The sequence below is a fragment of the Stenotrophomonas sp. LMG 10879 genome, assembly GCF_002750935.1.
GTDB lineage: Bacteria > Pseudomonadota > Gammaproteobacteria > Xanthomonadales > Xanthomonadaceae > Stenotrophomonas > Stenotrophomonas lactitubi_B.
Map to the genome: position 1 here is coordinate 61,580 of NZ_PEJT01000014.1, position 24,548 is coordinate 86,127.

Below are 24,548 nucleotides of genomic sequence, written 5' to 3' on the forward strand. Positions count from 1 at the left end.
CGTTCCTCTTTCTCCATCTGCCGCTGAAAAATCTGACGTTTTCGTTTTCCCTACTGCATTGCCGGGGCGCCATGACCAACATCCATAACGACAAGATCCTCATCCTCGATTTCGGCGCGCAGTACACGCAGCTGATTGCCCGCCGCATCCGCGAGCTGGGCGTCTACTGCGAAATCTGGGCGTGGGACCACAACCCGGCCGAGATCGCCGGCTTCGGCGCGAAGGGCATCATCCTGTCCGGTGGCCCGGAATCGACCACGCTGCCGGACGCTCCGGCCGCACCGCAGGAAGTGTTCGACAGCGGCCTGCCGATCTTCGGCATCTGCTACGGCATGCAGACCCTGGCCGCACAGCTGGGCGGTGCCACCGAAGCGGCTGACCAGCGCGAGTTCGGCCACGCCGAAGTGAACGTGATCAACCCCGATGCGCTGTTCAAGGGCCTGAGCGACCACGGCGGCGAGCCGAAGTTGAATGTCTGGATGAGCCACGGCGACCACGTCTCCGTTGCACCGCCGGGCTTCACCATCACCGCCACCACCGACCGCATTCCGGTGGCCGCCATGGCCAACGAAGAAAAGCGCTGGTACGGCGTGCAGTTCCACCCGGAAGTGACCCACACCCTGCAGGGCCAGGCGCTGCTGCGCCGCTTCGTGGTGGACGTGTGCGGTTGCCAGACCCTGTGGACCGCCGCCAACATCATCGACGACCAGATCGCCCGCGTGCGCGAACAGGTGGGCGATGACGAAGTGATTCTGGGCCTGTCCGGCGGCGTCGATTCGTCCGTGGTGGCCGCACTGCTGCACAAGGCCATCGGCGAGAAGCTGACCTGCGTGTTCGTGGATACCGGCCTGCTGCGCTGGCAGGAAGGCGACCAGGTGATGGCGATGTTCGCCGAGCACATGGGCGTGAAGGTGGTGCGCGTAAATGCCGCCGACCGTTACTTCGCCGCGCTGGAAGGCGTGAGCGACCCGGAAGCCAAGCGCAAGATCATCGGCAACCTGTTCGTTGAGATCTTCGACGAAGAATCGAACAAGCTGAAGAACGCCAAGTGGCTGGCGCAGGGCACCATCTACCCGGACGTGATCGAGTCGGCCGGCAGCAAGACCGGCAAGGCGCATGTGATCAAGAGCCACCACAACGTGGGCGGCCTGCCGGAGCACATGAAGCTGGGCCTGGTGGAGCCGCTGCGCGAGCTGTTCAAGGACGAAGTGCGCCGCCTGGGTGTCGAGCTGGGCCTGCCGCGCAGCATGGTCTACCGCCATCCGTTCCCGGGCCCGGGCCTGGGCGTGCGTATCCTGGGTGAAGTGAAGCGCGAATACGCCGAGCTGCTGGCCAAGGCCGATGCCATCTTCATTGATGAGCTGCGCAAGGCGGATTTGTACGACAAGACCAGCCAGGCGTTTGCCGTGTTCCTGCCGGTGAAGTCGGTGGGCGTGGTGGGCGATGCGCGGGCTTATGAGTGGGTGATTGCGCTAAGGGCCGTGGAGACGATTGACTTCATGACGGCGCACTGGGCGCATCTGCCGTATGAGTTCCTGGGTACGGTGAGCAACCGGATCATCAATGAGTTGCGGGGGGTGTCAAGGGTTGTCTATGACATCTCGGGGAAGCCGCCGGCGACTATTGAGTGGGAATGAGTTGAAAGAACGAGGGCGCCGAGAGGCGCCCTTGTTGTTTGTGGAGTCTACTCACACGTTCCCGTTGCGAGTCTCCTGGCGCATCGTATTGAACTTGCATCAGTCATAGGCTCTTGGCGTCATTGAGCGAGTTGTGGGCAGGTCATCTGCTTGGCTGGGATGATTGAGCGCCGGCCTTCTGTATAAGCGCTCTGGCCATTAGTTGTTAGATACTCGCGCGTTGTCGGAAGCAAGAAGCATGAGTTGGGCGCACAGATGGTTGTGGTGAGTTCGATCAGAATCTCCGTGCGAATGCGTCCCCACCCGTACGTGGCGAGTCACCGCTTTTTCGGCCACGTTCATGCTAAGTATCCAAGGGGGAGGATGGCTGCTTTACACCGACACGACATTCGACATTGCAAAGCAGACCCTCGTCGTTCGATGGCGTGCGAGACGCCCTATCGAGCTTGATCTAAAGGGGCCATTGTTCAGGCGAGTGTAAGGGCTATACGATAGGCCACATAAGCCTGTTGCATTCTTTGCGGATACCGACTCCTCTCTGCGGGAGTTCACTCCGTCATGATGACGAGTAAGCCCTGCACTTGCCGTCGCGGAAGATGATGCAGTGAGGAGTCAATGGTCTGTACTAGCGGGTGAGTAGGTCAACAGCCCGTTTTCCAGCGGCATACACTCGTAGATGAGTCGGCCGTTCACCACTGCATTGTTAACGCGGTCGCCGAACGGCTATGGCGGGTCAGCGGCTGGCGCGATGTCCAAAGCAGCCAAAGCCAGCGCCCCAAGATCGGCCCCATGCTTCCTAGTGTCCATAGGCCGCCCTGTAGTTAGTGCTGAAGGGCCAGCAGGGTCCTCGAGTACGGGCCATCAGGCGAGCCCGAACGACTGTTGGCATAGTACTCGGGCGGACTTGGCGATGCATAATCAGGTAACCGGGGACCAGAGCACTGATCGGCATGACGCCACACGACTTTATCGCCAAGTGGAAGAACGGCGGCGACGAGCGCCGCGACTTTCAGCCTTTTTTTGAGGACCTGTGCCGGCTCTTGGGCCACAAGACCCCGCGCGAGGCCGATCCCAACCACGAGTGGTTCACATACGAGTACGGCGCTAGCAAGACTAGCGGGGGCAGTGGTTGGGCCGATGCGTGGAAAAAGGGGTGCTTCGGCTGGGAGGCGAAGGGTACACACAAGGATCTAGCGAAGGCCTACCAGCAATTGAAGATGTACGCCGACGCCCTGGAGAACCCGCCGCTTCTTATCGTGTCCGACCTTCAACGCTTCGAGGTCCACACCAACTTCACAGCCACGGTAAAGAAGGTCTATGCGTTCACGGTCGAAGACCTTGCCGATCCGGAGGCACGCCGGCTCCTGTCAGCGGCATTCAATGACCCGCAGCAGCTGAAGCCTGGAACCAGTCGCGCCGCTATTACGGAAGAGGCGGCGGGGCTGTTTGCAGCGCTGGCCGAGGACCTGCGCAAGCGTCACCATGATCCTCACGCCGTGGCCCACTTCCTTAACAGGCTGCTGTTCTGCATGTTCGCCGAGGACATTGGCCTTCTACCCGAGCATGTGTTCACGAAGTTGGTCAACAGTTCGCAGGCGCAACCTGACAAGTTCGAGGCCCGAACGGCGGAACTGTTCGCGGCAATGAGGGATGGTGGTGATTTTGCCCTTAACACCATCGAGTGGTTCAACGGCGGCCTGTTCGAGGACGCGGCGACGCTGCGCCTCGAAGCCCCTGAGCTGGAAATCCTGAACACGGCGGCGAAACTGGACTGGTCCGAGATTGACCCTTCCATCTTCGGCACCCTGTTCGAGCGTGGTTTGGACCCCGCCAAGCGCAGTCAGTTGGGAGCCCACTATACCGACCCGGAAACGATTATGAAGATCGTGGGCCCGGTGGTGGTCGATCCGTTGACAGCTGAGTGGGAGAAGGAAAAGCAGGCCATTGCTGACATCTTGGCCAAGTCAAAGGTTCGCGGCATTCCTAAGGCTGCGCAGCAGCGCTTTAACGTCTTCTTGGAGCGTCTGCGTTCGTTCCGTGTGCTGGACCCGGCCTGCGGGTCAGGCAACTTTCTCTTCGTCGCCCTACGCGCGTTGAAGGATCTGGAGCAATACGTCATTTTCGATGCCGAAACCATGGGCTTGCCCCGTCAGGCGCCTGGCGTAGGACCGGCGAACGTCCTTGGTATTGAGCTGAACGAGTACGCCGCGGAACTCGCGCGCATAACTGTCTGGATCGGCGAGATCCAGTGGATGATCTCCAATGGCTATGGGGCGCGTCGCAATCCGATCCTGCGCTCGCTTGGCAGCATCGAGAACCGCGATGCCTTGGTCAACGATGACGGAAGCGAGGCGCAATGGCCTCAAGCCGATGCGATTGTTGGCAATCCGCCGTTCGTGGGAAACAAGAAGTTAATCCGCGAGTTGACGCAGGAGTACATGGATAGGGTTCGCAAGGCGTACCAAGGTAGAGTTGAGGACGGAGTGGACCTCGTATGCTATTGGTTCGCGAAGGCGCACGATGCGCTGAGTACGAGAGTAGTTCAGCGGGCGGGTCTCGTCACAACGAATAGCATTCGCGGAGGAACCAACCGCGAGGTCATCCGGCGCATCGCCAAAGACGTTCCGATATTCGATGCATGGAGCGACGAAGATTGGTGGGATAGGGGAACGGCGGTCCGTGTTTCGATGGTTTGCTTTGGAAATTCTGGCCAATCGCCACGCTTGAACGGCATCGCTGTTTCGTCCATCTATCCCGATCTGACGGCTGGGGGCGCAGAAAGTGTTGATGTCACCCATGCAAAGCGGCTAGCACAAAATGCGGGAGTCTGCTTCCAGGGCGCCAAGTTCGGAGGTCCATTCGAGGTCGACGCGGTTACCGGGTTGGCTTGGCTGGCCGAGCCGAATGTGAATGGGCGGCCCAACTGCGAAATTCTCCGACGTTGGGTCAATGGAATGGATATCGTTCGGCGGCCGGGCGATGGCTGGGTTATCGACTTCGGAACGGATGCGACCGAAGAAGAGGCCGCATGCTTCGAGTTGCCGTATCGACACCTGAAGGAAGCGGTGGCGGTTGGAAGCGCACGGCGAGAGGCCTCGGCCGCCAAGTTTTGGTGGCGCCATCAGCGCCCGCGACCTGAAATGCGGGCGGCGCTGCGCCCTCTGTCGCGATGGATTGCGACCCCTGAGGTGTCGAAACATCGCGTCTTCACTTTCATGACCGCTGAAGTTCTCCCCAGCGGCTCGGTCTACGCCATTGCTCGGGAGGATGACACCAGCTTCGGCATATTGCACTCGCGAATTCATGAACTTTGGTCCTTGAAGCAGGGCACCAGCCTGGAAGACCGCCCGCGCTACACGCCATCAACTACGTTTGAGACGTTCCCATTCCCTGCTGGCCTGACACTTGATCTCGCAGCCAGGGACTACGCCTCTGACGCTCGGGCCCAGCGGATCGCCGTGTGCACGACGGCGCTGCTTGAAGCGCGAGATCGCTGGCTCAATCCTCCGGCGTGGGTGGAATGGGTTCGATCCGCTGATGAGGAAGCAGCCAATTTTCCGGTCCGTCCAGTCGCCAAGCCGGGCTGCGAGACCGCCCTTAAGAAGCGGACCTTAACCAACCTCTACAACGAGCGACCGTCGTGGTTGTCTAATCTACATGCCACGCTGGATGCGGTCGTAGCACAGGCCTACGGCTGGGAATGGCCTCTATCGAATGAGGAAGTTCTCCGGCGGCTTTTCGCACTGAATCAGGAACGGACAGGGAGGTGAGGGGGTGGCCAATGCTAGTCATGCGATGAAGCAACTCTCCCAGAACCTGAAAACAGCACTTCAAGAAGTCGGAGAGCTTTCCGCCCTTCTTTATCTTTCATTACTAATTGCGGATGAAGGAGTTGAGGGATGGAAAGCTTTCCGAAACTACGTGGACGAAGGTTGCGACATTGTTATCGTTGGACACGGAAAGCAGATCAATGTTGAGGTGAAGACGCGACAAACAATCGCTGTCGCTGGGGATGAGAATGTTTGCAATTTTACGGTAACGGAGAAGGAAAGATTCTCGGCTCGATTTCTGATTGCTTATTGGTTCAATAGATCAACATTCTTCATAGTTCCAACGGAGGATCTTCGCCCAGTGAGGAGTGGTGGAGATACATTGTACAAATTCGTCGCACGCTACTCGGAGAGGAACATCAATTACACTGATTCTAGTCGCCGTTACGCACAAGATTGGGCGAGGATTATTGAGGCCATCGTGGAGTGCGAGTAATAGTTCATTCGACTCGACGCCGCTTCGTTATGCGGCTTAATTCCGGAGCTAAGTCAAAAAATGAACACTGTGCGCCAGTTGCTGAAGGAATTCTGGCTGCCTTTCGCCATTGCACTCTTTTGGACGATCATTAATGTCTGGGTGTCTAGAGAGGCAGGTTGGTCAATTACGAAATTCGTAAACGTCGCAGCGCCAACCTTCTTTTTCGTCAGTTGGCTGACAGCGCAGTACTTTAGGGTCAGGAAGCAAGAGCATGTTTCAACCACGCTTACATTTATTGAGGCTCGTGTGTCTGATGCGATTGCACGTCTGGACGCGCAAACAACTAACTTGGCAACGTTGCTTAGCACCAAGCTGGTACAAACCTTTGATGAGTGCATTGACTCCTTTCGGGAAGCTAAAGAAGAACTTGCCGATAGGAGTAGGCAAGTAAAATCGTCGGCTGATATTGACTCATCTGAGTTCATCCTAAATCGCGGAAATCCGTTCTATCCAGCCCGCAGATCCTTGGATATGCTAATCGGCTATGCGTCTTACGCTGCCACATTGGAGCAAAAAGATCTGCTCAGGGAGCGCTTCACGCGTTGTAGCTACCATATTGAAGAGCTTGCGGGTCATCTGGGCACGTTCATTGGAAGGCTTAATCACCAAAAGGTCGCGTGGAAGACTCCAAGAGCGGTAGGATTAATAAATCAGATCACAGATGGTATCGAGCGATTTGAGCGAGATCTACTTTCGCATTCACGCTACGACAAGGAGCTTTATAAGAATGGACAGAGTCTACGGGAGCTCATGCAGAGTCAGGTCGTGCAACTACGCAAAGCGGTGGCCTAAAAATTCATCCAAGCCAACGACGCCATGCGGGGGGGGGGGGGGGCTTGATTTTGCAATGTTGCCATAAATGGGATGTGTTGCGTTTCAAAATTGAACTTAAATGCACGCTCTTTCGCATCAGGCACGCGACGTTCCGTTGTGTCCGAAATATCGCTCCTCGTGTTGCGTCACAGTGATTGGGTCGCGCAGTAGCACACTGCGCCTGGCGCGGCATCCGCCCGATGTGTTGCTGCGTCATTACCGGGCGAAACGCTGCGCTCGCCCATTGGCCATCCTACTGCTCGAATGCTCGCGTTGCGCGGGATACTTGGAGTCAGTCCGATCAGGTTGATCTGACCACATGCGCCGATCCAGCCAGCGATACCTTATTCGGTCAGGTCAGAAGAATGTACGATTCGCCGCCATCCAGACAGATATGCCGCTGTCAATGCTAACCGGCTACATCGCTTTCGCAACCATTGGTAACATGAGGGCCTCGTCCCTCGAAACCCTAGTTGTCTGCTATATAGTAGTGCCTCGCTAAGTTCCAGTTGAAAGGTGACTCAATGCCAGACGCGGGCCCAATCATTCCGGTCTCCGGAGAAATCACACTTCGATTTCTAGAGTTGTGCCAGTTCCGCCGCCTCGGCAAGGTTCAACTGGACGTCGACAAGAAGACCACTATTTTGGTCGGAGCGAACAATAGCGGGAAGACCTCGGTACTCACCGCTCTCCGTCACTTCCTCGCGGAAAGTTCGTCCTTTGGCTCTTTTGACATCAGCCTCTCGCAATGGCCAACACTTCGAGCTCTTGGAAAAGCATGGGAAGCCCTAGCGGAAGACCCCTTAACCGTGCCAGGTGACGAGGAGCAGTGGAAACAGCAGCTTCAGGCTCTTCTCTCGACCATGCCAACGCTGGACCTCTGGTTCGATGCCGAGGCGGGCATGTACCACTATGTCGCACCGTTCCTTTCCATGTTCAGCTGGAAGGGCGGTGCAGTCGGTATCCGGCTTCGCTTGGAACCGGCGTCGACCGTTGAAGAGCTAAAGCAACTCGCCTGGGCGTATCGTACGGCGCGCGGACCCGTGAAGGAAATGGGCGCTGACTCGTTGGCTTGGCCCATAGACCTTTTGGACTTTTGGCTCCGTGAACCTTCGAAACTCGGCCAGGTTCGTGTATACAAACTCGATGCAGAAAACAACCCGATTACCGGCTTCAAGACCTACGCTAGCCCGGCGCTTGCTGAAAATGCCAGCCGCATTGATCGGAAGCATCTGTCCAAGGTCATACGAGTCGACTTTGTTGCCGCTCAGCGTGGGCTGGGCAGTGAAGAGGCTGAGTCGCGGTCCGCATCCGGACCGCATCGAGTTGGCATGTTCTCCAGCCAACTCCTCAAGTTCGCCCGTCAACACTTGAACGTCGCCAGCACAGGGCATGGTCACCGCGCGGATCTCATCAAAGCGGTGGCAGAGGCGCAAAGAGACCTTGACAAGAAGATTCACGAAGCCATCGCCGATTCGGTTGAGGAAGTGAAGCAGCTTGGCTATCCCGGTCTGCATGATCCCCAGGAAATTCGCTTTCGCACGCGCATCCAGACGGCTGACCTGCTAGACCATGGAACTGCGGTGCAGTACAGCATGCAGAAAGAGTCGCTTGAAGAACTCCTCCCTGAACACTCCATCGGACTCGGCTACCAGAACCTCCAGTCCCTCAGTTACCAGCTGGTGTCATTCAAAGCCGCTAGGCTAAAGCCCGATAAAGGATCTCCTGCGCCCGTTCACCTTGTGATGATTGAAGAGCCTGAGGCACACCTTCATGTCCAAGTACAGCGCATCTTTCCCGACAAGGCACACAAGCTCATAAGTCCAATGGGGGCAGACGCCTCGGCGCTCAAGAGCCAGTTGCTGATCAGCACCCACTCGAGCCATCTCGCACACGCTGAGGACTTTGACCGCCTCCGGTATGTGCGCCGCGTTGCAAAGAGTGCGGCGAGCCCAATGCCAACCACCGAAGTAGTCAATCTCGGGCAGGTCTTTGGTGATGACAAGAAGACGCGTCAGTTCGCAGAGCGGTACTTCCGTGTCCAACACACCGACCTGCTATTCGCCAATGCAGCCATCTTCGTCGAAGGCGTTGCTGAGCGCATGCTTATCCCTCTTTTCATGGAGCGAGATTTCAAGGAGCTGAACAGTCGATATGTGTCCTTTCTTGATATCGGAGGGAGTCATGCCCACCGACTCAGGCCACTCGTCGAGAAGCTGCGAATTCCTACTGTCATCATCACCGACGTCGACCCTTGCGAGGAACAGGACGGCAAACCCAAGAAGAACGGCGAGCCAACCAAGAGGCTGGTCGCGGTCGCAAACACCGGTCAAACCGGTCTCCAGTGCGGCAATCCGACGCTCCGTGGATGGCACCCAAGGCTTCAGAAGCTCGATGATTTGAAGGATCCGACCGACGCTCAGTTGGTATGGGGTGAGGCCGCAGCGGGTCTCGTGCGATTCGCTTGGCAGCTGCCGGTTGCTGAGGCGAACGGCAGCTGGCCCAGCTCCTTTGAAGATTCCCTCGTTCTTACGAACATGCCTTGGTTCAAGGGCCTCATGGAAGGCAAGGTCGATGATGATGGCGTTGAGGCTGAGCCACCGACTGGCGCGCTTGGATCTGTGGCAAAGGCGGCGGCCGATGCTGGCAGCGTTGCTGAGATGGTCAAGGCACTCCATACGATAATGCATAGCTCGCTCAACAAGGGCGAGTTTGCTGCAAGCATCTTCGAGCAGCTTTCTTCTGATGAGCCAGTTGCCTGCCCGAAGTACATCGCCGATGCCTTGGCCTGGCTACAGGCGCAGCTTGAGCCCAGCAAGGAACCAGTGACATGAGCGCGCTCGCCATCTCTGGCAACAACGAACGCGATGACGGGGTTGTCGAGGAAATCTGCGGCTATCTCACTGAGGAGCCGCCTCGCAGCTACTTCCTCTTTGCTGGCGCGGGGTCCGGAAAGACGCGCACATTGGTAGAGGTGTTGCGTCGAATGACCGGCGTTGTGGAGCACGAAAAAGGGGGGCAGCTCGCTCGGCGACTGCAGATCTATGGCCGCTCGATACGCGTGGTCACATACACAAAGAACGCTGTCGCGGTCATCAATGGACGCCTTGGAGACAACGACCTGGTGGAAGTCTCCACAATCCACGCGTTCTGCTGGGAGCTCATTAGCGGATTCAACGACGACATCCGAGAAGCACTCGTCGCCATCAAGCAGGCTCAGCTCGAGAAGGAAACTGCAGAGGCGGTTGCCAAGCCTAGGGGGATCACTGCAGCGAAGCAGCGGGACTTGGATGAAATAAGGGCAGACATCGAGGCATTTCGGCTGACAGATGTGTTCATCTACAACCCGGATCGCGAGACGCATGGCGCCGGCGCGCTCGCCCACAAACACGTGCTGGATGCAACGGCGTGGCTGCTGCAGCACAGATCTACGCTGCAGACCATTTTGAAAGACCGCCACCCCATCATTCTTATCGATGAGTCGCAAGACACTATGAAGGGCATCCTAGACGCCTTGATGGGCTTCGCGGAGCCGAGGAGCTTCGGCCTCACCCTTGGGCTGCTTGGCGACCATCGGCAGCGCATATACACGGATGGTCACTCGGACCTTCCGAGCCTAGTTCCGGTGAGCTGGGCGACGCCAGAGCTGCAAATGAATCATCGCAGTCAACGTCGAATCGTCACGCTCATCAACAGAATATGGGGCGCAGAGATCGAGGGCAGAACGCAGCCTGCCAACGGCGTCGAGCAGCATCCGCGAACTGAGAAGGCCGGCGGAGTGGTCCGACTCTTTGTCGGCGACACATCGCTCTCGCCGGAGGAAAAGGTCGCAGGCGAACGCTGGTGTGCAGATCAGATGCGGCAAGCCAGCGGTTCTGATGCCTGGAGCCAAGGTGTCTATCAGCTGCTCGCTCTGGAGCACAAGCTCGTCGCAACTCGCGGTTCGTTCCTCGACGCGTACAGTGCAATGGTTTTGATCGATCCAAATTCGGCCGCGCCTACGGGCAGCGGTGAGAATAACGGGCCCACTGCTGTGCAAGTGCTTTTGAATGAGCTCGCCCAGTTGGAAGCCTGCGTTGGCCCTGGTGGTGCTATAGACGAGCTCAAGGCCACCGAAGTCTTTCGCTGCTTCGGTCGTCTCGAGAACATGCCAGAACACGCCGCCGAGCGCGCTAGGCGTTCTGACGAGATGCTTCAAGCCATTTCCGCGTTTGCTACTGCCAGTCAGAATCTTGGCGCTACTGTTGAACAAGTCCTCACGCCGGTGCTGGGCGCGAACCTGTTCGACGTCGATCATCGACTTTTAGATGCCTTTGCCGATAAGTCTCCTGCGCCACCTGCTCCGGCCAGGGGCGAGGAGGAGTCCAAGAAGGACCGCATACGTCGGGGTTGGTGTGCGCTGTTCGCTACCCCTTGGAGTCAGCTGCAGAAGTACCGCACTTATCTCGCCGGAAACTCAGTGCTTGCCACTCATCAAGTGGTCAAAGGCTCAGAATTCCTCCACGTCATGGTTGTGATGGACGATAAGCTGGCCGGCGGCAATCAGATTTCGTATGACAAGATTTTTGGGGGCGCCGCGCTTAGTAAATCGGACTGGGAGAATGTGGTGAAAGGAAAGGAGACGACCATCGACCGGACATTGCGACTCCTATATGTCACCTGCAGCCGGGCTCAAGAATCGCTGGCCCTTGTGCTTTGGTCCTCTGACCCAGCGTCCGCGCTAAACAGAATAAGGGATAGCAATTGGTTCTCGGACGGTGAGTTTGCGGCAATTCGGTAGCTCGTTGCTCGATCGCATTGGCTGCTGGTTAAAATTGATTCCTTGTCGAGACGTCCAATCAGTGCATGGAAGTCTCGTGCTGGCGTCTGCTGCATTTGGCAAGCTCAATTAGGTGCCCTTCACCAAGTGCCCGCTTCTGGCCGACAGCGGACATGGACGAATGAACAAGTCGGATTAGCTACCTACCAGTCAAGGAATGACATGAGCGAGCCCAAAATCCCAGACAAGATCGAGAAACGACTTAGGCTTAGAGCGCTGCGGCCTGACTTGGAGCCCTTGGCTAGGGAGCTGGTAGAGCTGGCTTGTGCCGGAAGTCGCGGGTTGTGGGGTGAGCTGACTCCGGAACGAATGAAGGAGGACGCGAACCTGCGGCGCAGGTTTCACGAGCTAGCCCATGAGGGGATGTTTGCTGCCCAGGAAAAGATGGCCGACCGTATCACCAACGGGGAGCCGCTGGATTTATCCGAGCAGCTGTTGTTTCGGGCGATCGCTGACACCATCGCGTGGGGAATGCTGGGCGGCCAGTTGTGTTATGCCCGCCGGATCTACAAGTCCCATAGGCAGCCTGACCTGTCACAGTCAAACTTCGAGTCCGTACTTCGTGTAGCCCGAGAGCTTCGGGAGCAAGACCCTGGCTGCATGCCGCTCATTACAGACCTGACCTCCTTTGTCCAGGTGGGCGACATCATGAGCGTGTCGGCGGACCGGCGCATGTCGTACATTGAGGTCAAGGAAGGGAAGCACAACAAGCAGGTCATGGACCTTGCGATGTTCTACGAGGCTTCTGGATGTGAAGCCTTCCGCGAGGTCGTAGAGAAAACGGAGAGTGCGAAGACCGTAAAGCAAATGCAACGTGTGCTACGTCAGAAGGCCCGTATGACTCACTTGCGAAATGTCATGACCACGGGTGAGGCGACGGATCCAGACACAGGAGAGGAAGTCCGAATTCCAGCGCCGTTCTTTGAGATGGCAAGCTGGAATGAGTCGTTGGTGAACCTCACCAATAAGGCGAAAGAGGCCCAGAGCTGGGCTTATGACGTGCAGGGTCCCATTTTCATGGGGGCCTACGCGGGCGATTTGGCTACCCGCGGACACCTCATGTTCCTCATGGCATTGAGTATTGAGGGGGATGTGGATCAGGACTACCACATCATTCGATTGGCAGATTGCATGCATGCGCCACTGGCACCGCCGGTGTTCTCTGGGGTTCTGGCGGATGAGGTCAAGATGGATCTGCTCTTTGGTCGCATGAATGTCTGCATCGCCGTTTCTATACCGCGATTGATCGAAGTGTGTGAAATGGCGGGAATGGATGTGCGCTACGCAACACGAAAAGAGCTTGGGCGAGCGAAGGTGGCTCGTATCGAGCCGATCGTCCATCGAGGCAACGGGTTGATGTTCTCACTCGATGGCAATGAAATGATGTTGCTAGCGGGTATAATCCTCCGAGCGCTGTTCCACGGTCAGCAGCCCGAGTCGGTCTTGCGGCACTACTTAGAGAACGGCGACCTGTTTAGCTCGGGCTCAGCGAAGAATCGTCAGCCATAAGGGACCACATCCGCACGTCGGCAAGAAGGAAGCTTTCGCCCCTGGTCAAGGACGAGCTGGCCACCAGCGCGTTGGCTGCCGTATCGTCTGACACAATGACTGACAAGGAAGCTGGTCGCTTCCTTGGCAAAGCTACGAGCATTTTATGGTCATCGCTGATCTGCACGCAGTACCTGTCTGCAAAGAGAGCACTGGCAGCCTGACCCTCATTCCTCGCGCTGCTCGTGCCGGGCTATTGAGCGCGACATCAATGGCATACAGCGATGAGTGAGAGGATGAGCACCTATACAAGTCGGGGTGGGTCAGTGGAAGCTATAAACACGACTATGGACGTGGAAAGATGCGCCCTGTGCCGGCAGATGCGGTCCTAACCGCATGGCGCCACGTTTACGTGGCTGCCATGGGAGCGGCACCTTCGATGGATGTCAGCGAGATTGCTCTGTCATCTGAAGTGGAGCTGATCATGGATCTTCGTAAGAATTTTGGCGGATGGCCCAGGCATCTTTAAGCGTGAGCGGTGTTTTCTAGCCAATCAGCGTTCTCTTGTTCCAAGGCTCGCCAGGCAGCGATGTGTGAAGAAATGCCATGACTAACTTCTGATGGAGGGTTGGTCAGGCTGATCCAAAGCCTAGAGAGCGTGGCGTGATATGGTCAAAAGCGAACGTCCGATATTGCCAGTGCAGGTCCAATGAATTTTGTTGCACGTCGCCTTGTTAACCAAGCTCGGCTGCCATAAGATCGAGCCGTATCCAAGGGGTAGGCTGGGATATGGGAGCTATGGCTTTTTCGCATAGCTGACCCAGGGATTAAACTATTAGGCGGCCAAATTTAGATAAGGAGATCGACGTGGAACAGACTATGCAGTATCTCAGTTCTGTGGGGCTGGTCCTCTGCCTCTTCGGTACGTGTGTCCTGGCTTGGTCGCTGACCAGCTTCATTTCTCGCATACGCAAGGCTCTTGTTGAGCTTGAGAAATCCGTGAGCGCTTTGGCCGCAGGTAACACGCCCGGCGCTCATAACCACCTGGGCCAAGATGTAAAGCTGGCAGACGCTTTGCTTGCTAACCGTAACATGACCGCAGCAGGTTTAGGGCTGGTCGGGCTAGGCACGTTGTTACAGTTCATTCCATACATTTGGGCCTAACAATTAAATCAACTGCAACCCTATTTAAGTGTTCGACTTAATTCAGGATCTGTCCATGTCCGCTTTTGGCCGGAAGCAGGCATCACCGCTGCGTCGGCGCCCGGTCCGGTGCTATTCTCCGCTTTCGATTCATAGCGGTCATTGGTGCGCCGAGCCTACCGCTGGGTCCAGTTATACGGTTGCTTGTTAGCCTGATCCAGCCGTCCTAAGATCGAGCTATACTAACGGGAAAGCCCAGCACACGGTCCTTTGTGGGTAAGTCGTACAACTGGACCCATGGGCCCGTCTATTGGGTAGCTAGCCAAGGGGAAAGCCATGTCCGTCACACCAGACCAAATTTACTCCCAGATAGAAGGCGCGGCTTCTGCGCTAGAGAAGCTTTCTTCAAAGGAGCGCGAGCAAAAGCCTCATCAGCAATTCGGTGATAACTATAATAACCTCCTATCCTTAGCCAAGGAAGCCATGCCGAGCATTGATGCGCGTCGCTGGACACCCGAGGTGGTGATTCACAAGCCCGCAATGGGAATTGCCACAGCGAATGCTACATATGTCGAGATACTTAGCTACTTCAAGCAACTGCTTGCCATATTGTCCGAAGGCATTGAGCCGAGCGGTGCTTTCACCGTTGGCTAAAAATTAATTCAAGGCGGCGCCGCTTCGCGGCGCGGTTTAGATCAGGAGTCAGGCTTCCCAAGGGCGACCCGATGAACTCGAACATTATTCTCCTTACAGATCTAAGCTATGAGATAGGACTGATTGGGGTCGCCGAATACGTAGAAAGAATGAAGATTGCAAAGTGGCTTTCGGAGCTTGGTGACGGAGTGCGCGATCCACGCCTCAACAACGGCGAGGAAGGCCAGTGCTGTGAGCGCGAAGGGCCTATCGAACAGCAAAAGACCGGAGACGACGCACGTTCAAGAGATAGCCTGGAAGAGGTCAATGATGAATCTCCCTACATGCAGTTTCTGGCGATTGGCACTTGGATGTTCACCGTTGGCGACCGCGATTGTTACCCATCTGTCCCGCATGGCCACTTCAAAAGAAAGACAAATGAGTGGCCAAAGCTGAATCCATATGTCGGTCGAGTGTTCAGTGCCATGCACGCTGAAGATGTAAGTGCTCGCCTCACAAGGGCGGAAATGAAAGCCCTCTGGAACGACGAAGGTTTTGTAGAACACTGCCGGCACCAAGTACTGTGGTACAGCGACTTCGCTCCTCGCTATACGTTCCCCAGTGCTCGCAGAGGAAGGCTCGTCTTTCCAAAATGGCTCTAGAGATGCCGAGCTATTCGTCCAAATCGACGCCGCTTTGCGGCGCGGATTGTTTCCAAAGGTGGACGCACTAATGAACATCGACGCGATACTGTACGAAAAGCTTGTTCAACTTGCGAAGACGAAGTCTCTGGCAGCATACAGCGACGTCGCGCCACTGATAGACTTGGATATGTCAAAAGATCAAGATCGTGATGAGATTGCGAGGAAGCTCGGCGACATAGTCTTGTATGAGAATGAGAATTGCCGACCAATGCTTACCGCGCTAATCGTCCACTATGGCAACGACAACAACCCCGGCGAAGGATTCTTTTCTGCTGCCGAGAAGATTGGCCTCTACAAAGGCAGTCGCGACCCCATCAAACGTCTTACCTTTTGGTCAAATCAAGTTACTCTCGTGCACAACCATTGGGCGCCTTCCTAAGCATCTATTCCAGCCGAAGTCGCTACGCGGCGCGGCTTAGTTTCAGAGTTGATCGTCCGCTACTGGCCGGAAGCGGACGTTTTTCAATGTGACGCTAGACGAAGTCTGCCGTGAGTATGCTCCGGGAGGCAGATCATTCCGGTCTCACCTCGTGGCAAGCCCACTCAACCAACCCTCGGCAAGCCAGAAACAAGCCATCCACCACCCCCTCATCCAGATGCCGCTCCGGCTCCGCTGCCACCCGGCAGCGGTCTGCCGAGTGCAGAACCTCCAGCACCGTCAGCAGTCCCACCAATGCCCGCTCAGTCCTCGCCAGGCTCATGCGTCGCCCAGGTGACACGTCGTTCTCCGGCCAGGGCAGCCCATCAGCGCCTTCGCAGCCGCGCATGCGCTTGAGGATGCCGAGCAGGGAGTTCAGGTCGGGCAGGGGAGTGTCATCGTTGATGGGCTCAACAACGGTGTACGAAGAGAAGGTATCGGAATCGTTCATGGCGTCGGTTTCCTTGGCTGTGCTTAACAGCGCCACCGCGTAAGCGGGGTGGCGGACGATGCGTGGCTGCAAACCGGGATGAGCAAGCACATAGACCGGCGGGCCCGAAGGCCCCCACGCACCGCCCGCCATATAGGCCGACGGATTGCCCGCCGGCACCGGTTAAGGACGGTGCCGACGGGCAAGCGTAAACAACATGTGCTTTTCTCATCGCGGGTTTGCAGACCCGTTGCCACCCGTTGTCGGTGGCGCGCCATGGTGTTTACGCTGAGGCTTCGAATGCAAATTGAAATTCGCGAAGAAATCGCGGGATTCGAGAGCGAAGAACCATTATTGCACGCAGCATTCGTGCAACACGCGACGCCATAAGACGCATTCGCGCAGATGCCATGCTGATTACGAATCAACGTGGCGCAATCGCCCATGCCACAAGCGCATTGCGCGACGGCCTTCTTTACAACAGTTCTTAGTCAGCGTCGGCAGACAACGGCGCCCGATCAGCCGCACACCCCAACAATCGGTTCAAATGCGACATCGCTAGCGAGCCCCGCAGCCTCAACCAACGCCATCCTCAACCACCGCCGCATTCCCCACCAACAGCTCAATCATCGCCCGCGCCGCCGCCGACTGCCGCCGATGCGGCGCATAGATCACCGAGAACGGCCGCGAGCGCCCGCGCAACTGCGGCAGCACTTCCACCAGTTCCCCACGCAGCAACCGCTCGCGCACGATGAACTCATAGCTCTGGCAGATACCGATGCCCTGTTCGGCCAGCGACACCACGCCCAGCACATCGTCGGAGGTCTCGATGGACGAACGCGGCAGCCAGTCCACGTCGCGCCCGTCGTCGCGGAAGATCCAGGGCGCCAGCCGCCCGGTGCGCGGCATCACGAAGGGCAGGCACAGATGCTGCTGCAGGTCGTCCAGCGTCTGCGGCGTGCCGCGGCGTTGCAGGTAGTCCGGCGCGGCCACCAGCAGCAGCGGGGCGTCTTCCAGCTTGCGTGCCACCAGCCCGCTGTCCGGCAGTTGGCCCAGGCGGATGGCCAGGTCGAAGCCTTCGGCCACCAGGTCCACGTTGCGGTTGGTGATGTTCAGTTCCACCTGCACCTGCGGGTACTGCTGCGCGAAGCGCGCCAGCACGGGCGGCAGCCGGTAGTGGCCATAGGTGGTGGGCACGCTCAGGCGCACGCGGCCGGCCAGCGCACCGTCCTGGGCCAGTACGTCGCGCTCGGCGTCGTCCAGCAGGCCGAAGGCCGTGCGCACCTGTTCCCGATAGAGCCGCCCGGCGTCGGTCAGGCCCACGCGGCGGGTGGTCCGCTGCAGCAGCTGCCGGCCCAGCCGCGCTTCCAGGCGGGTGACCGCGCGGCTCAGCACCGAGGGCGTGGTGGACAGCGCCACCGCGCCGGCCGTGAACGAGCCGTGCTCGACCACCGCCAGGAACACCTCCACATCGCCCAGGTAGTCGAACTTGCGGCTCATTTGGCTCTCCGGCGAACAGATGTTTTGCAATGGGGCCAATTTATCGCCGCTGAGGCGATGAATAAAGTGGCGGCCATTCCCCGATAGGAGCTCCCCATGAACCTGATGACCCGGCTGGCCGCAGCGCTGGCCCTGACCCTGGCCGCCTCCGGCGCGCATGCCGCCAACGTGCTGGTGGTGCTGTCCGACGAAAACCACCTGGACCTGAAGGACGGCAAGGTGCTGTCCACCGGCTTCTATCTCAACGAGCTGATGCAACCGGTCAAGCTGTTGCTGGACGCCGGCCACGAGGTGACCTTCGCCACGCCGCAGGGGCGGGCGCCGACGGTGGATGCGTCCTCGGTGACGCCGGCGTACTTCGGCAACGATGCCGCGCAGCTGACGCTGCACAAGGACCTGCTGGAGAAACTGGCGCTGACCTCGCCGACCGCCTCGCCGGTGGTCAGCCTGGCGCGCATCGAGCAGCAGGGCTACGCGCGGTTCGATGCGGTCTACATTCCCGGTGGCCACGCGCCGATGCAGGACCTGCTGAAGAGCCCGGCGCTGGGCCGGCTGCTGGCCGACTTCCACCAGCGCAACAAGACCACCGCGCTGGTCTGCCACGGGCCGATCGCGCTGCTGTCCACGCTGCCGGATGCGGGTGGTTTTGTGGCGAAGCTGGAAGCCGGTGCGATGCCGGCGATGCCGAAGTGGATCTACAGCGGTTACCAGATGACGGTGATCAGCAACCAGGAAGAAGAACAGGCCAAGCCGCTGCTGGGTGGTGGTGAGATGAAGTTCTACCCGCAGACTGCGTTGCAGCGGGCGGGGGCGAAGTTCAGCAGCAACGCCACGCCGTGGACCGGGCATGTGGTGGTGGACCGTGAGTTGATTACCGGGCAGAACCCGGCTTCGGCGCTGGAGGTGGGGCAGCGGTTGGTTGAGCGGTTGAAGTAAGTCGGTTTTTTCATCGAATGCTTCGCCGTGGCACCATGGTGGACTGGCTTCGCTCCTTTGGGCGGGGCCGGTTATCCAGGGAATCCATTCAACACGACATGCGTACGTCCGTCCTCTTCATTCTCTCCGCCTTGTGCTTGACCCTGCTGTCTGGCTGCGCCAGTGGGCCGGACTACCACCATTCCAATCGCGAGATTACCGGCGCGTTCGTGGCCGACGACGGCAAGCTGTACCTGCTGCCGGTCTATGACGAGCCGATGCGCTTCGAAGCCGCGCCGTTCCGTGATTACCGCGCTCTGATGGACAGCCCGCTGCGCGAGGCCGTGGTCTGCGCGCAGCTGTACTTCCGTGAGGACTGGCGCGTGCCGGCCGACAGGAGCAAGGTGCATGGCAGCTACGCGCTGCTGCTGCGGCCGGAGCAGGTGACGCCGGAACAGGCGGCGCAGTTCAAGCTGGAGCGGTTGGAGATCAGCCCGCGGGTGGCCAAAGCCATCGATGCGTTGACGCGCCGGCCGTACATCCTTGAAGCCCGCACCCGCTACGAACTGGCGGCCAACCCGGACTGCAATCTTTCCAGGCAGGGCGGCAGCTACTACAGCGCGCTGTTCGAGAGTGATGGCGAGCGGGTGAAGCTGCCGGAAGTTGCTGCGCTGGCGGCGAAGGCGAAGCTGACGCCGTCGATTACCGCGCGGGCTGAGCGGATCCGGCCGGACGATACGGACAAGCCGGGGGTGGGGACGACGGCCGGGAAGGTGCTGGGCGCGGCGTTGGTGCCTGTGGCAGTGCCGGTGTTTGTGTTGAGCCTGCCGTTTTTGGGGCCGGATCATTGGAAGTGATGGAGCGTTGAGGCAACAGCATCCACGCGTGGCGCGGATCTACTGGGCGTCGCCAATGCCTGAAAGTTTATCGTGGAGATCTGTGTGGCAAGCACACTGGAAATTGCTTTGAAGACCGTAGGCTTCATTGTCCTCGCGGCGCTTCCGTTGTTGACCATCTGGTTGATCCATCGGCGAGCGTCACTGAGAGCCCGTTCTGCGTTGGGATCAGGGCTGCGTTTGAATCCCCCTCGCCGGATTTCCGGCACGTCCATGACCTTGGTGATGGTGGATGGAAAGGAGGATCGGGAGCACTACTTCTTTGATGCGGAATCTTTTTACATGCGGCGGGGGCCGATGCCCACGGCGGTCCCGCTCTCGCAGATCACCTCAGTCACACGAACGTCTGACAGGATCTACGGGCGTTATGTCTGGCAGGTGTGCTTCAGCAAAGCAGCGGGCAGAAAGAGCGTAACGTTCACCAACAACCTGACGCTGTTCAACCGCGATTTTCTGCTCTTCCTGGAGGCGGTGCGGAAAGCCAATCCCCTGGCGACCGTTGATCGAGCGAGCGTCATCTTCTAACCGTGGTCCGCGACATGGGTAGCGCCATTCAAGGGGGCGGGCCCGTGAGGCTACACTGGCCACCTACGCCCTCATGGAAGCTCGCCCATGTTCAATGGAAAAGTCGCGGTAGTTACCGGCTCCACCAGCGGTATCGGTCTTGGCATTGCCACCGCGCTGGCGCGGCAGGGCGCCGACATCGTGCTGAATGGATTTGGCGATGCGGCGGAGATCGAACGCATCCGTTCCAGCCTGGAGGCCGAGTTCGGTGTACGGGTGGCGCATGATGGCGCCGACCTGTCCCGTGGTGAGGCGGTGCGGGATATGATCGCCAACGCCGTTGCGAAGATGGGGCGCATCGACATCCTGGTGAACAACGCGGGCATCCAGCACACCGCATTGATCGAGGAGTTTCCCGTAGCGAAGTGGGATGCGATCCTGGCGCTGAATCTCTCGGCGGTGTTCCACTCAACGGCGGCGGCCTTGCCTTACATGAAGCAGCAGGGATCCGGTCGCATCATCAACATCGCGTCGGTGCACGGGCTGGTGGGCTCGGTGAACAAGTCGGCCTATGTGGCGGCCAAGCATGGCGTGGTTGGGTTCACCAAGGTGACGGCGCTGGAGAATGCAGGCACGGGCATCACCGCCAACGCCATCTGCCCGGGGTGGGTGCGAACGGCGCTGGTCGAGCAGCAGATCACGGCATTGGCCGAGAAGGACGGCACGGATCAGGAATCCGCGGCGCGCGCTCTGCTGGCAGAGAAACAGCCTTCGTTGCAGTTCGTGACGCCTGAGCAGCTGGGGGAGATGGTGGTGTTCCTGGCCTCGGATGCTGCGGCTCAGATTACGGGCACAGCGCTGCCGGTGGATGGTGGCTGGACAGCCCGCTAGCTGCTGGCCGGCTGTGCCCGCCGCTGCAGCATCGGCATTGCCACCAGCGTTGCCAGGATCGCAAACAGCACCAGAGATGAGCCCACCGTACCGAAGCCAAGGCCGCCTTTCTCCAGCGGCTTGGTAAGCAGGTCGCCGAAGGTCGCTCCGAACGGACGCGTCAGCACGAACGCGATCCAGAACAGCACCACCCGGTTGACGCCTTTGATGCGGCTGGCCAGCGCGGTGAGCGCGATGAGGCTGCCGATCAGCAGTGCGCCGCCGGTGAAGCCCAGCCCGGAATCATCAGCGAGGAGATCGCCCAACGCGGTGCCGAGCGTGTTGGAAAACAGCACGGCGGTCCAGTAGAAGCCTTCGGCGCGGCGCGATGCGATGTGGCTGACCGAGATCGACTTTTCCGATAGCCGCCACGCCAGCAGTACGAGCGCCAGGCAGCCGGCCAGCAGGCTGGCACCAGTGGCGTAGCCCAGCCCCAGCGTGCGGTCGATCAGATCCGACATGGTGGTGCCGGCGGTGCTGGTGGCCAACACCACCGACCAGAACAGCAGCGGGTGGAAGTGGCGTGCCGACAGCTGCACGGCCAGCAAGCCAGCGAAGATGCTCACCAGGATGGCCGAGCTGGCGACGTAGCCCAGATTGAGCGTCATCGACAGCAGGTCGCCGGCGGTCTCGCCGAGGGTGGTGGCGGCGATCTTCATCACCCAGAAGCCGAGGGTGACCGCCGCCACTTTGCTGTGCAGGGAACCTGTGTCTGAAGCGCTCATCGAGGGTTGCCTGGAATGTCTGCAGGCGATGCTGTGATGGGCGCCGTCGGAGGGCGGTCGGAACCGGGTTTGGCGTGAGTGAGTGCGAGGGCAGCGTTCAGCGTTCGCCCGGCGCAACAGCCAAGCACCGGCGGATCACCCGATCTTCAACAGTGCATGGTCGATCAATGGGATCTCGCCCAAAGTGCTCAACACGATGCGATGGCTGCAGAACGCAAACGGTGTGCCGTTGGTGGGCTGCATTTGAGAGCGTGGCACGCTTTCGATGTCCCGCACCTCGTCCACGGCCAGAGCGAGGGTCTCCGCGCCGGCCTGCATCAGCAGCATGGCCGGGCAGCCATGCGCGAACGCGGTCAAACCAATGGCCTGGCGCAGGTCGACCACCGGCAGGGCGTGGCCGCGCACGGTGAGGTGCGGACTCGTGCCACTGCCGGGGCGATCAAAGGTTTCCGGCCCGCGGATTTCAATCGCGGCTTCGACATCGATGGCAAACAGGTGGGTACCGGCCCGCACAACAACAACTTCAATGAAGGCAGGCGACGACGGGGCCGGTTCACCGGCCGAAGGGGAAGAGGGCTGCAAGAGGAACCTGTGGAAGGGTATTTAGACTGCGTCGCAATGATGCCGTGTTGACGTGGTGTAACGCGTGCTTGACGGGTGAGCGGCCAACACGCGTTGCATGCGTCGTTCAGCGGAATCAAGGCGCCTTCACGGTTCAGGTTGCACCGGGGGATTGCCAGCCATGGGCTGGCACTACTGGGGTTTGGCGAAGACGTCCAGGCCCTTGCCGGTTTCCAGCAGCGACTTCAGGCTCGACAGCACGATCGGCCAGCCCTGGCGGATGCCGGTATCCATGCCGCTGCCCGGTTCCAGCTCGTCATGGGTCACCGTCAGCTTGACCATGTCCTCATACGGCACGATCTCGAACGTCACCCGGCTGTAGGCCTTCGGGTTGTCCGCCTGCGAGGCGGCCGCCCAGGTGATCACCAGCCGCGAAGGTGGGGTGTTTTCCACCACTTCGCCGACCAGTTCGACCTTGCGTTCGTCGTTGGCGCGGACGTGTTGCCAGCGCGAGCCGGGTTTCCAGTCCGAGACGTTTTCATGGCCCCAGTAGGTGCGGGCGATCTCCGGCCGGGTGATGGCCTCGAACACCTTCTGCGGCGTGGAGGCGATGTAGATCACGTGGATGAAACGGGTGGATTCAGCGCTCATCGTCATTCTCCTTCCAGTTCCTGTTTGAGGTCTTGCAGCAGGCTCAGGCGCTGCTGCTCGAACTTGCTTACCCAGCGCGTATAGACGTCGTGCAGCGGCACCGGGTTGATGAAGTGCAGCTTCTCGCGGCCGCGCCTGACGGTGCTGATCAGGTTGGCGTCTTCCAGCAGGCCAAGGTGCTGAGTGACCGATTGCCGGGCCATCTGCAGGTGCTCGCAGAGCTGCCCGAGCGTCTGCCCGTTGCGCTCGCACAGCAGGTCCAGCAGGGTGCGGCGCGTGGGGTCGGCCAGTGCCTTGAACACCTTGTCTGCATCCATGGGGGCCTTCAGTTCCAGTTGTCGATCTTGATGTCCTGCGGGCTGGGCTGGCCGCGCCCGGTTTCCAGCAGGGATTTCAGGCTCATCAGGAAGATGGCCCATTTGGTGCTGCAGTGGTGCATGAACTCCACGCGTTTCTTCCAGCCTTCGTGAGTGAACAGCACGATGCAGTAGTCGTCGTCCTGGTGCAGGGCGAAGCGCGCGGTGGTGCCGATCCATTCCGGCGGGCCATCGATGAATTCCCACAGCACCAGCTCGTTTGGCTGCAGCTGCAGCAGCTTCATCTGCATGGCGCCGATTTCCTGGCCTTCGGCGGTGAAGCGGGCGGTGACGGTGCCGCCGGGGTGGCGGTCGCCGGTGGTGTCTTCGGTCCACCAGGCGGCGATGCCTTCGGGGGTGGCCAGGGCCTGGTAGACCTGGGCCGATGGGGCGTTGATGCCGACTCTGTGCGCGATATCCACCATGACTGCGGCTCCACGGTGGGCGGCGGGGTGCCGTCCATGGGGTCACAATAGGCAGGCAAATGCCTGCATGTCAAGTGCGATGGTGAGGCGCGCGGTCGATGCACTGGGCGCTTGCCAGGCATGGCCTGGCACTACTGGATTTGCGGGACGTCAGGGAGTGCGTGCGTGACTGAAGTTGGAAAGGACATCTTGAACATCCGTCGCGCCAGTGTGGCCGATGCGCCTGCGGTGCTGGGCTTGTTCGATGAGGTGATTGCGTGGTTCGTGGCCATCGGCAATCCGCAGCAGTGGGGTACCGAGGCGTGGTCGTCCATTCCGCGGCGCATCACCCAGGTGACCGATGCCTGCGCGCTGCCAGGCGCGTGGGTGGCGGAAACCGCGCAGGGCGAGGTGCGCGCGTTCCTGGCGTTGGGCGAGGCCATGCCGTATGTGCCTGCGGCGACCGAACCCGAGCTGTACGTGCGCGTGCTGATTGCTTCGCGCGATGAGCGGGTGCGTGGTATCGGCCGTCGCTTGATGGCGTTCGCCGACGAGCAGGCATGCGCGGCGGGATTGGATTACCTGCGCGTGGATTGCTATGGCGGTGGCAATGGCGAGCTGGTGCGCTTCTACGAATCGTGCGGTTACGAACGGCTGTCGACCTTCAACGTGGATGGCTGGCCGGGACAGGTGTTGGGTCGTCGTCTGTGAAC

General features: G+C 59.3%; 23 protein-coding genes. 16 read left to right on the forward strand and 7 right to left on the reverse strand.

Going from position 1 to position 24,548, the window contains the following annotated elements; translation table 11 throughout:
* The first annotated feature begins 71 nt into the window (after positions 1-71).
* The 11 genes from guaA to CR919_RS18655 all read left to right on the forward strand — a co-directional run bounded on the left by guaA (position 72) and on the right by CR919_RS18655 (position 15,924).
* Entirely contained in the window at positions 72-1,637 is a 1,566-nt protein-coding gene (gene guaA, locus CR919_RS18620; protein WP_099821272.1) for a glutamine-hydrolyzing GMP synthase, read from the forward strand.
* Between the two features lie 950 nt (positions 1,638-2,587).
* The gene (locus tag CR919_RS18625; protein ID WP_099821273.1) at positions 2,588-5,407 is read left to right on the forward strand and encodes a DNA methyltransferase; all 2,820 of its coding nucleotides are present in this window, start codon (positions 2,588-2,590) and stop codon (positions 5,405-5,407) included.
* Between the two features lie 25 nt (positions 5,408-5,432).
* The gene (locus CR919_RS21120; RefSeq protein WP_133119641.1) at positions 5,433-5,903 is read left to right on the forward strand and encodes a hypothetical protein; all 471 of its coding nucleotides are present in this window, start codon (positions 5,433-5,435) and stop codon (positions 5,901-5,903) included.
* Between the two features lie 60 nt (positions 5,904-5,963).
* On the forward strand, positions 5,964-6,737 hold the full coding sequence (locus tag CR919_RS18630) for a hypothetical protein (protein WP_099821274.1): 774 nt from the start codon (positions 5,964-5,966) through the stop codon (positions 6,735-6,737).
* 545 nt (positions 6,738-7,282) lie between these two features.
* Entirely contained in the window at positions 7,283-9,592 is a 2,310-nt protein-coding gene (locus tag CR919_RS18635; protein ID WP_099821275.1) for an AAA family ATPase, read from the forward strand.
* Positions 9,589-11,538 (forward strand): UvrD-helicase domain-containing protein, encoded by a 1,950-nt coding sequence (locus tag CR919_RS18640; protein ID WP_099821276.1) that lies wholly within the window; start codon positions 9,589-9,591, stop codon positions 11,536-11,538. The genes CR919_RS18635 and CR919_RS18640 overlap by 4 nt, the downstream gene beginning before the upstream one ends.
* Before the next feature lie 201 nt (positions 11,539-11,739).
* A complete protein-coding gene (locus CR919_RS18645; protein ID WP_099821277.1) occupies positions 11,740-13,086 on the forward strand; it encodes a hypothetical protein in 1,347 nt (448 codons plus the stop codon).
* A gap of 846 nt (positions 13,087-13,932) precedes the next feature.
* Positions 13,933-14,229 (forward strand): hypothetical protein, encoded by a 297-nt coding sequence (locus CR919_RS18650; protein WP_099821278.1) that lies wholly within the window; start codon positions 13,933-13,935, stop codon positions 14,227-14,229.
* Positions 14,230-14,544: 315 nt separating this feature from the next.
* Positions 14,545-14,862: a hypothetical protein gene (locus CR919_RS21125; RefSeq protein ID WP_133119642.1), complete on the forward strand. Its 318-nt coding sequence runs from the start codon at positions 14,545-14,547 to the stop codon at positions 14,860-14,862.
* Between the two features lie 71 nt (positions 14,863-14,933).
* A complete protein-coding gene (locus tag CR919_RS21130; protein ID WP_133119643.1) occupies positions 14,934-15,503 on the forward strand; it encodes a hypothetical protein in 570 nt (189 codons plus the stop codon).
* A gap of 70 nt (positions 15,504-15,573) precedes the next feature.
* Positions 15,574-15,924, forward strand: coding sequence for a hypothetical protein (locus CR919_RS18655; protein ID WP_099821279.1), 351 nt, complete (start codon positions 15,574-15,576; stop codon positions 15,922-15,924).
* 133 nt (positions 15,925-16,057) lie between these two features.
* Here the strand turns inward: CR919_RS18655 and CR919_RS18660 are convergent, their stop codons facing one another.
* Together CR919_RS18660 and CR919_RS18665 are read right to left on the reverse strand one after the other, a co-directional pair.
* Positions 16,058-16,414, reverse strand: coding sequence for a hypothetical protein (locus CR919_RS18660; RefSeq protein WP_099821280.1), 357 nt, complete (start codon positions 16,412-16,414; stop codon positions 16,058-16,060).
* A 555-nt stretch (positions 16,415-16,969) separates the two neighbouring features.
* Complete coding sequence (locus CR919_RS18665) at positions 16,970-17,893, reverse strand: LysR family transcriptional regulator (protein WP_099821281.1); 924 nt, start codon at positions 17,891-17,893, stop codon at positions 16,970-16,972.
* A gap of 96 nt (positions 17,894-17,989) precedes the next feature.
* On the opposite strand from CR919_RS18665, the gene CR919_RS18670 reads away from it, so the two are divergent.
* The 4 genes from CR919_RS18670 (at position 17,990) to CR919_RS18685 (ending at position 21,099) form a co-directional block, all read left to right on the forward strand.
* The gene (locus CR919_RS18670; RefSeq protein WP_099821282.1) at positions 17,990-18,829 is read left to right on the forward strand and encodes a type 1 glutamine amidotransferase domain-containing protein; all 840 of its coding nucleotides are present in this window, start codon (positions 17,990-17,992) and stop codon (positions 18,827-18,829) included.
* A 98-nt stretch (positions 18,830-18,927) separates the two neighbouring features.
* Positions 18,928-19,665: a hypothetical protein gene (locus CR919_RS18675; protein WP_099821283.1), complete on the forward strand. Its 738-nt coding sequence runs from the start codon at positions 18,928-18,930 to the stop codon at positions 19,663-19,665.
* 84 nt (positions 19,666-19,749) lie between these two features.
* Positions 19,750-20,229: a hypothetical protein gene (locus tag CR919_RS18680; RefSeq protein WP_243380320.1), complete on the forward strand. Its 480-nt coding sequence runs from the start codon at positions 19,750-19,752 to the stop codon at positions 20,227-20,229.
* A gap of 87 nt (positions 20,230-20,316) precedes the next feature.
* Positions 20,317-21,099 carry a 3-hydroxybutyrate dehydrogenase gene (locus CR919_RS18685; protein ID WP_099821284.1) on the forward strand — a complete coding sequence of 261 codons (783 nt, stop codon included), beginning with the start codon at positions 20,317-20,319 and terminating at the stop codon, positions 21,097-21,099.
* Here CR919_RS18685 and CR919_RS18690 read toward each other — a convergent pair.
* The 5 genes from CR919_RS18690 to CR919_RS18710 all read right to left on the reverse strand — a co-directional run bounded on the left by CR919_RS18690 (position 21,096) and on the right by CR919_RS18710 (position 23,856).
* Entirely contained in the window at positions 21,096-21,863 is a 768-nt protein-coding gene (locus CR919_RS18690) for a hypothetical protein (protein ID WP_099821285.1), read from the reverse strand. The genes CR919_RS18685 and CR919_RS18690 overlap by 4 nt on opposite strands.
* Before the next feature lie 135 nt (positions 21,864-21,998).
* Entirely contained in the window at positions 21,999-22,445 is a 447-nt protein-coding gene (locus CR919_RS18695; RefSeq protein WP_165787290.1) for a chemotaxis protein CheW, read from the reverse strand.
* Positions 22,446-22,616: 171 nt separating this feature from the next.
* Complete coding sequence (locus CR919_RS18700; RefSeq protein ID WP_033830924.1) at positions 22,617-23,075, reverse strand: SRPBCC family protein; 459 nt, start codon at positions 23,073-23,075, stop codon at positions 22,617-22,619.
* Positions 23,076-23,077: 2 nt separating this feature from the next.
* Positions 23,078-23,392, reverse strand: a complete 315-nt coding sequence (locus tag CR919_RS18705; RefSeq protein WP_099821286.1) for a metalloregulator ArsR/SmtB family transcription factor — start codon at positions 23,390-23,392, stop codon at positions 23,078-23,080.
* A gap of 8 nt (positions 23,393-23,400) precedes the next feature.
* A complete protein-coding gene (locus CR919_RS18710) occupies positions 23,401-23,856 on the reverse strand; it encodes an SRPBCC domain-containing protein (RefSeq protein WP_099821287.1) in 456 nt (151 codons plus the stop codon).
* A gap of 165 nt (positions 23,857-24,021) precedes the next feature.
* On the opposite strand from CR919_RS18710, the gene CR919_RS18715 reads away from it, so the two are divergent.
* Complete coding sequence (locus CR919_RS18715) at positions 24,022-24,546, forward strand: GNAT family N-acetyltransferase (protein WP_099821288.1); 525 nt, start codon at positions 24,022-24,024, stop codon at positions 24,544-24,546.
* Positions 24,547-24,548: the final 2 nt, after the last annotated feature.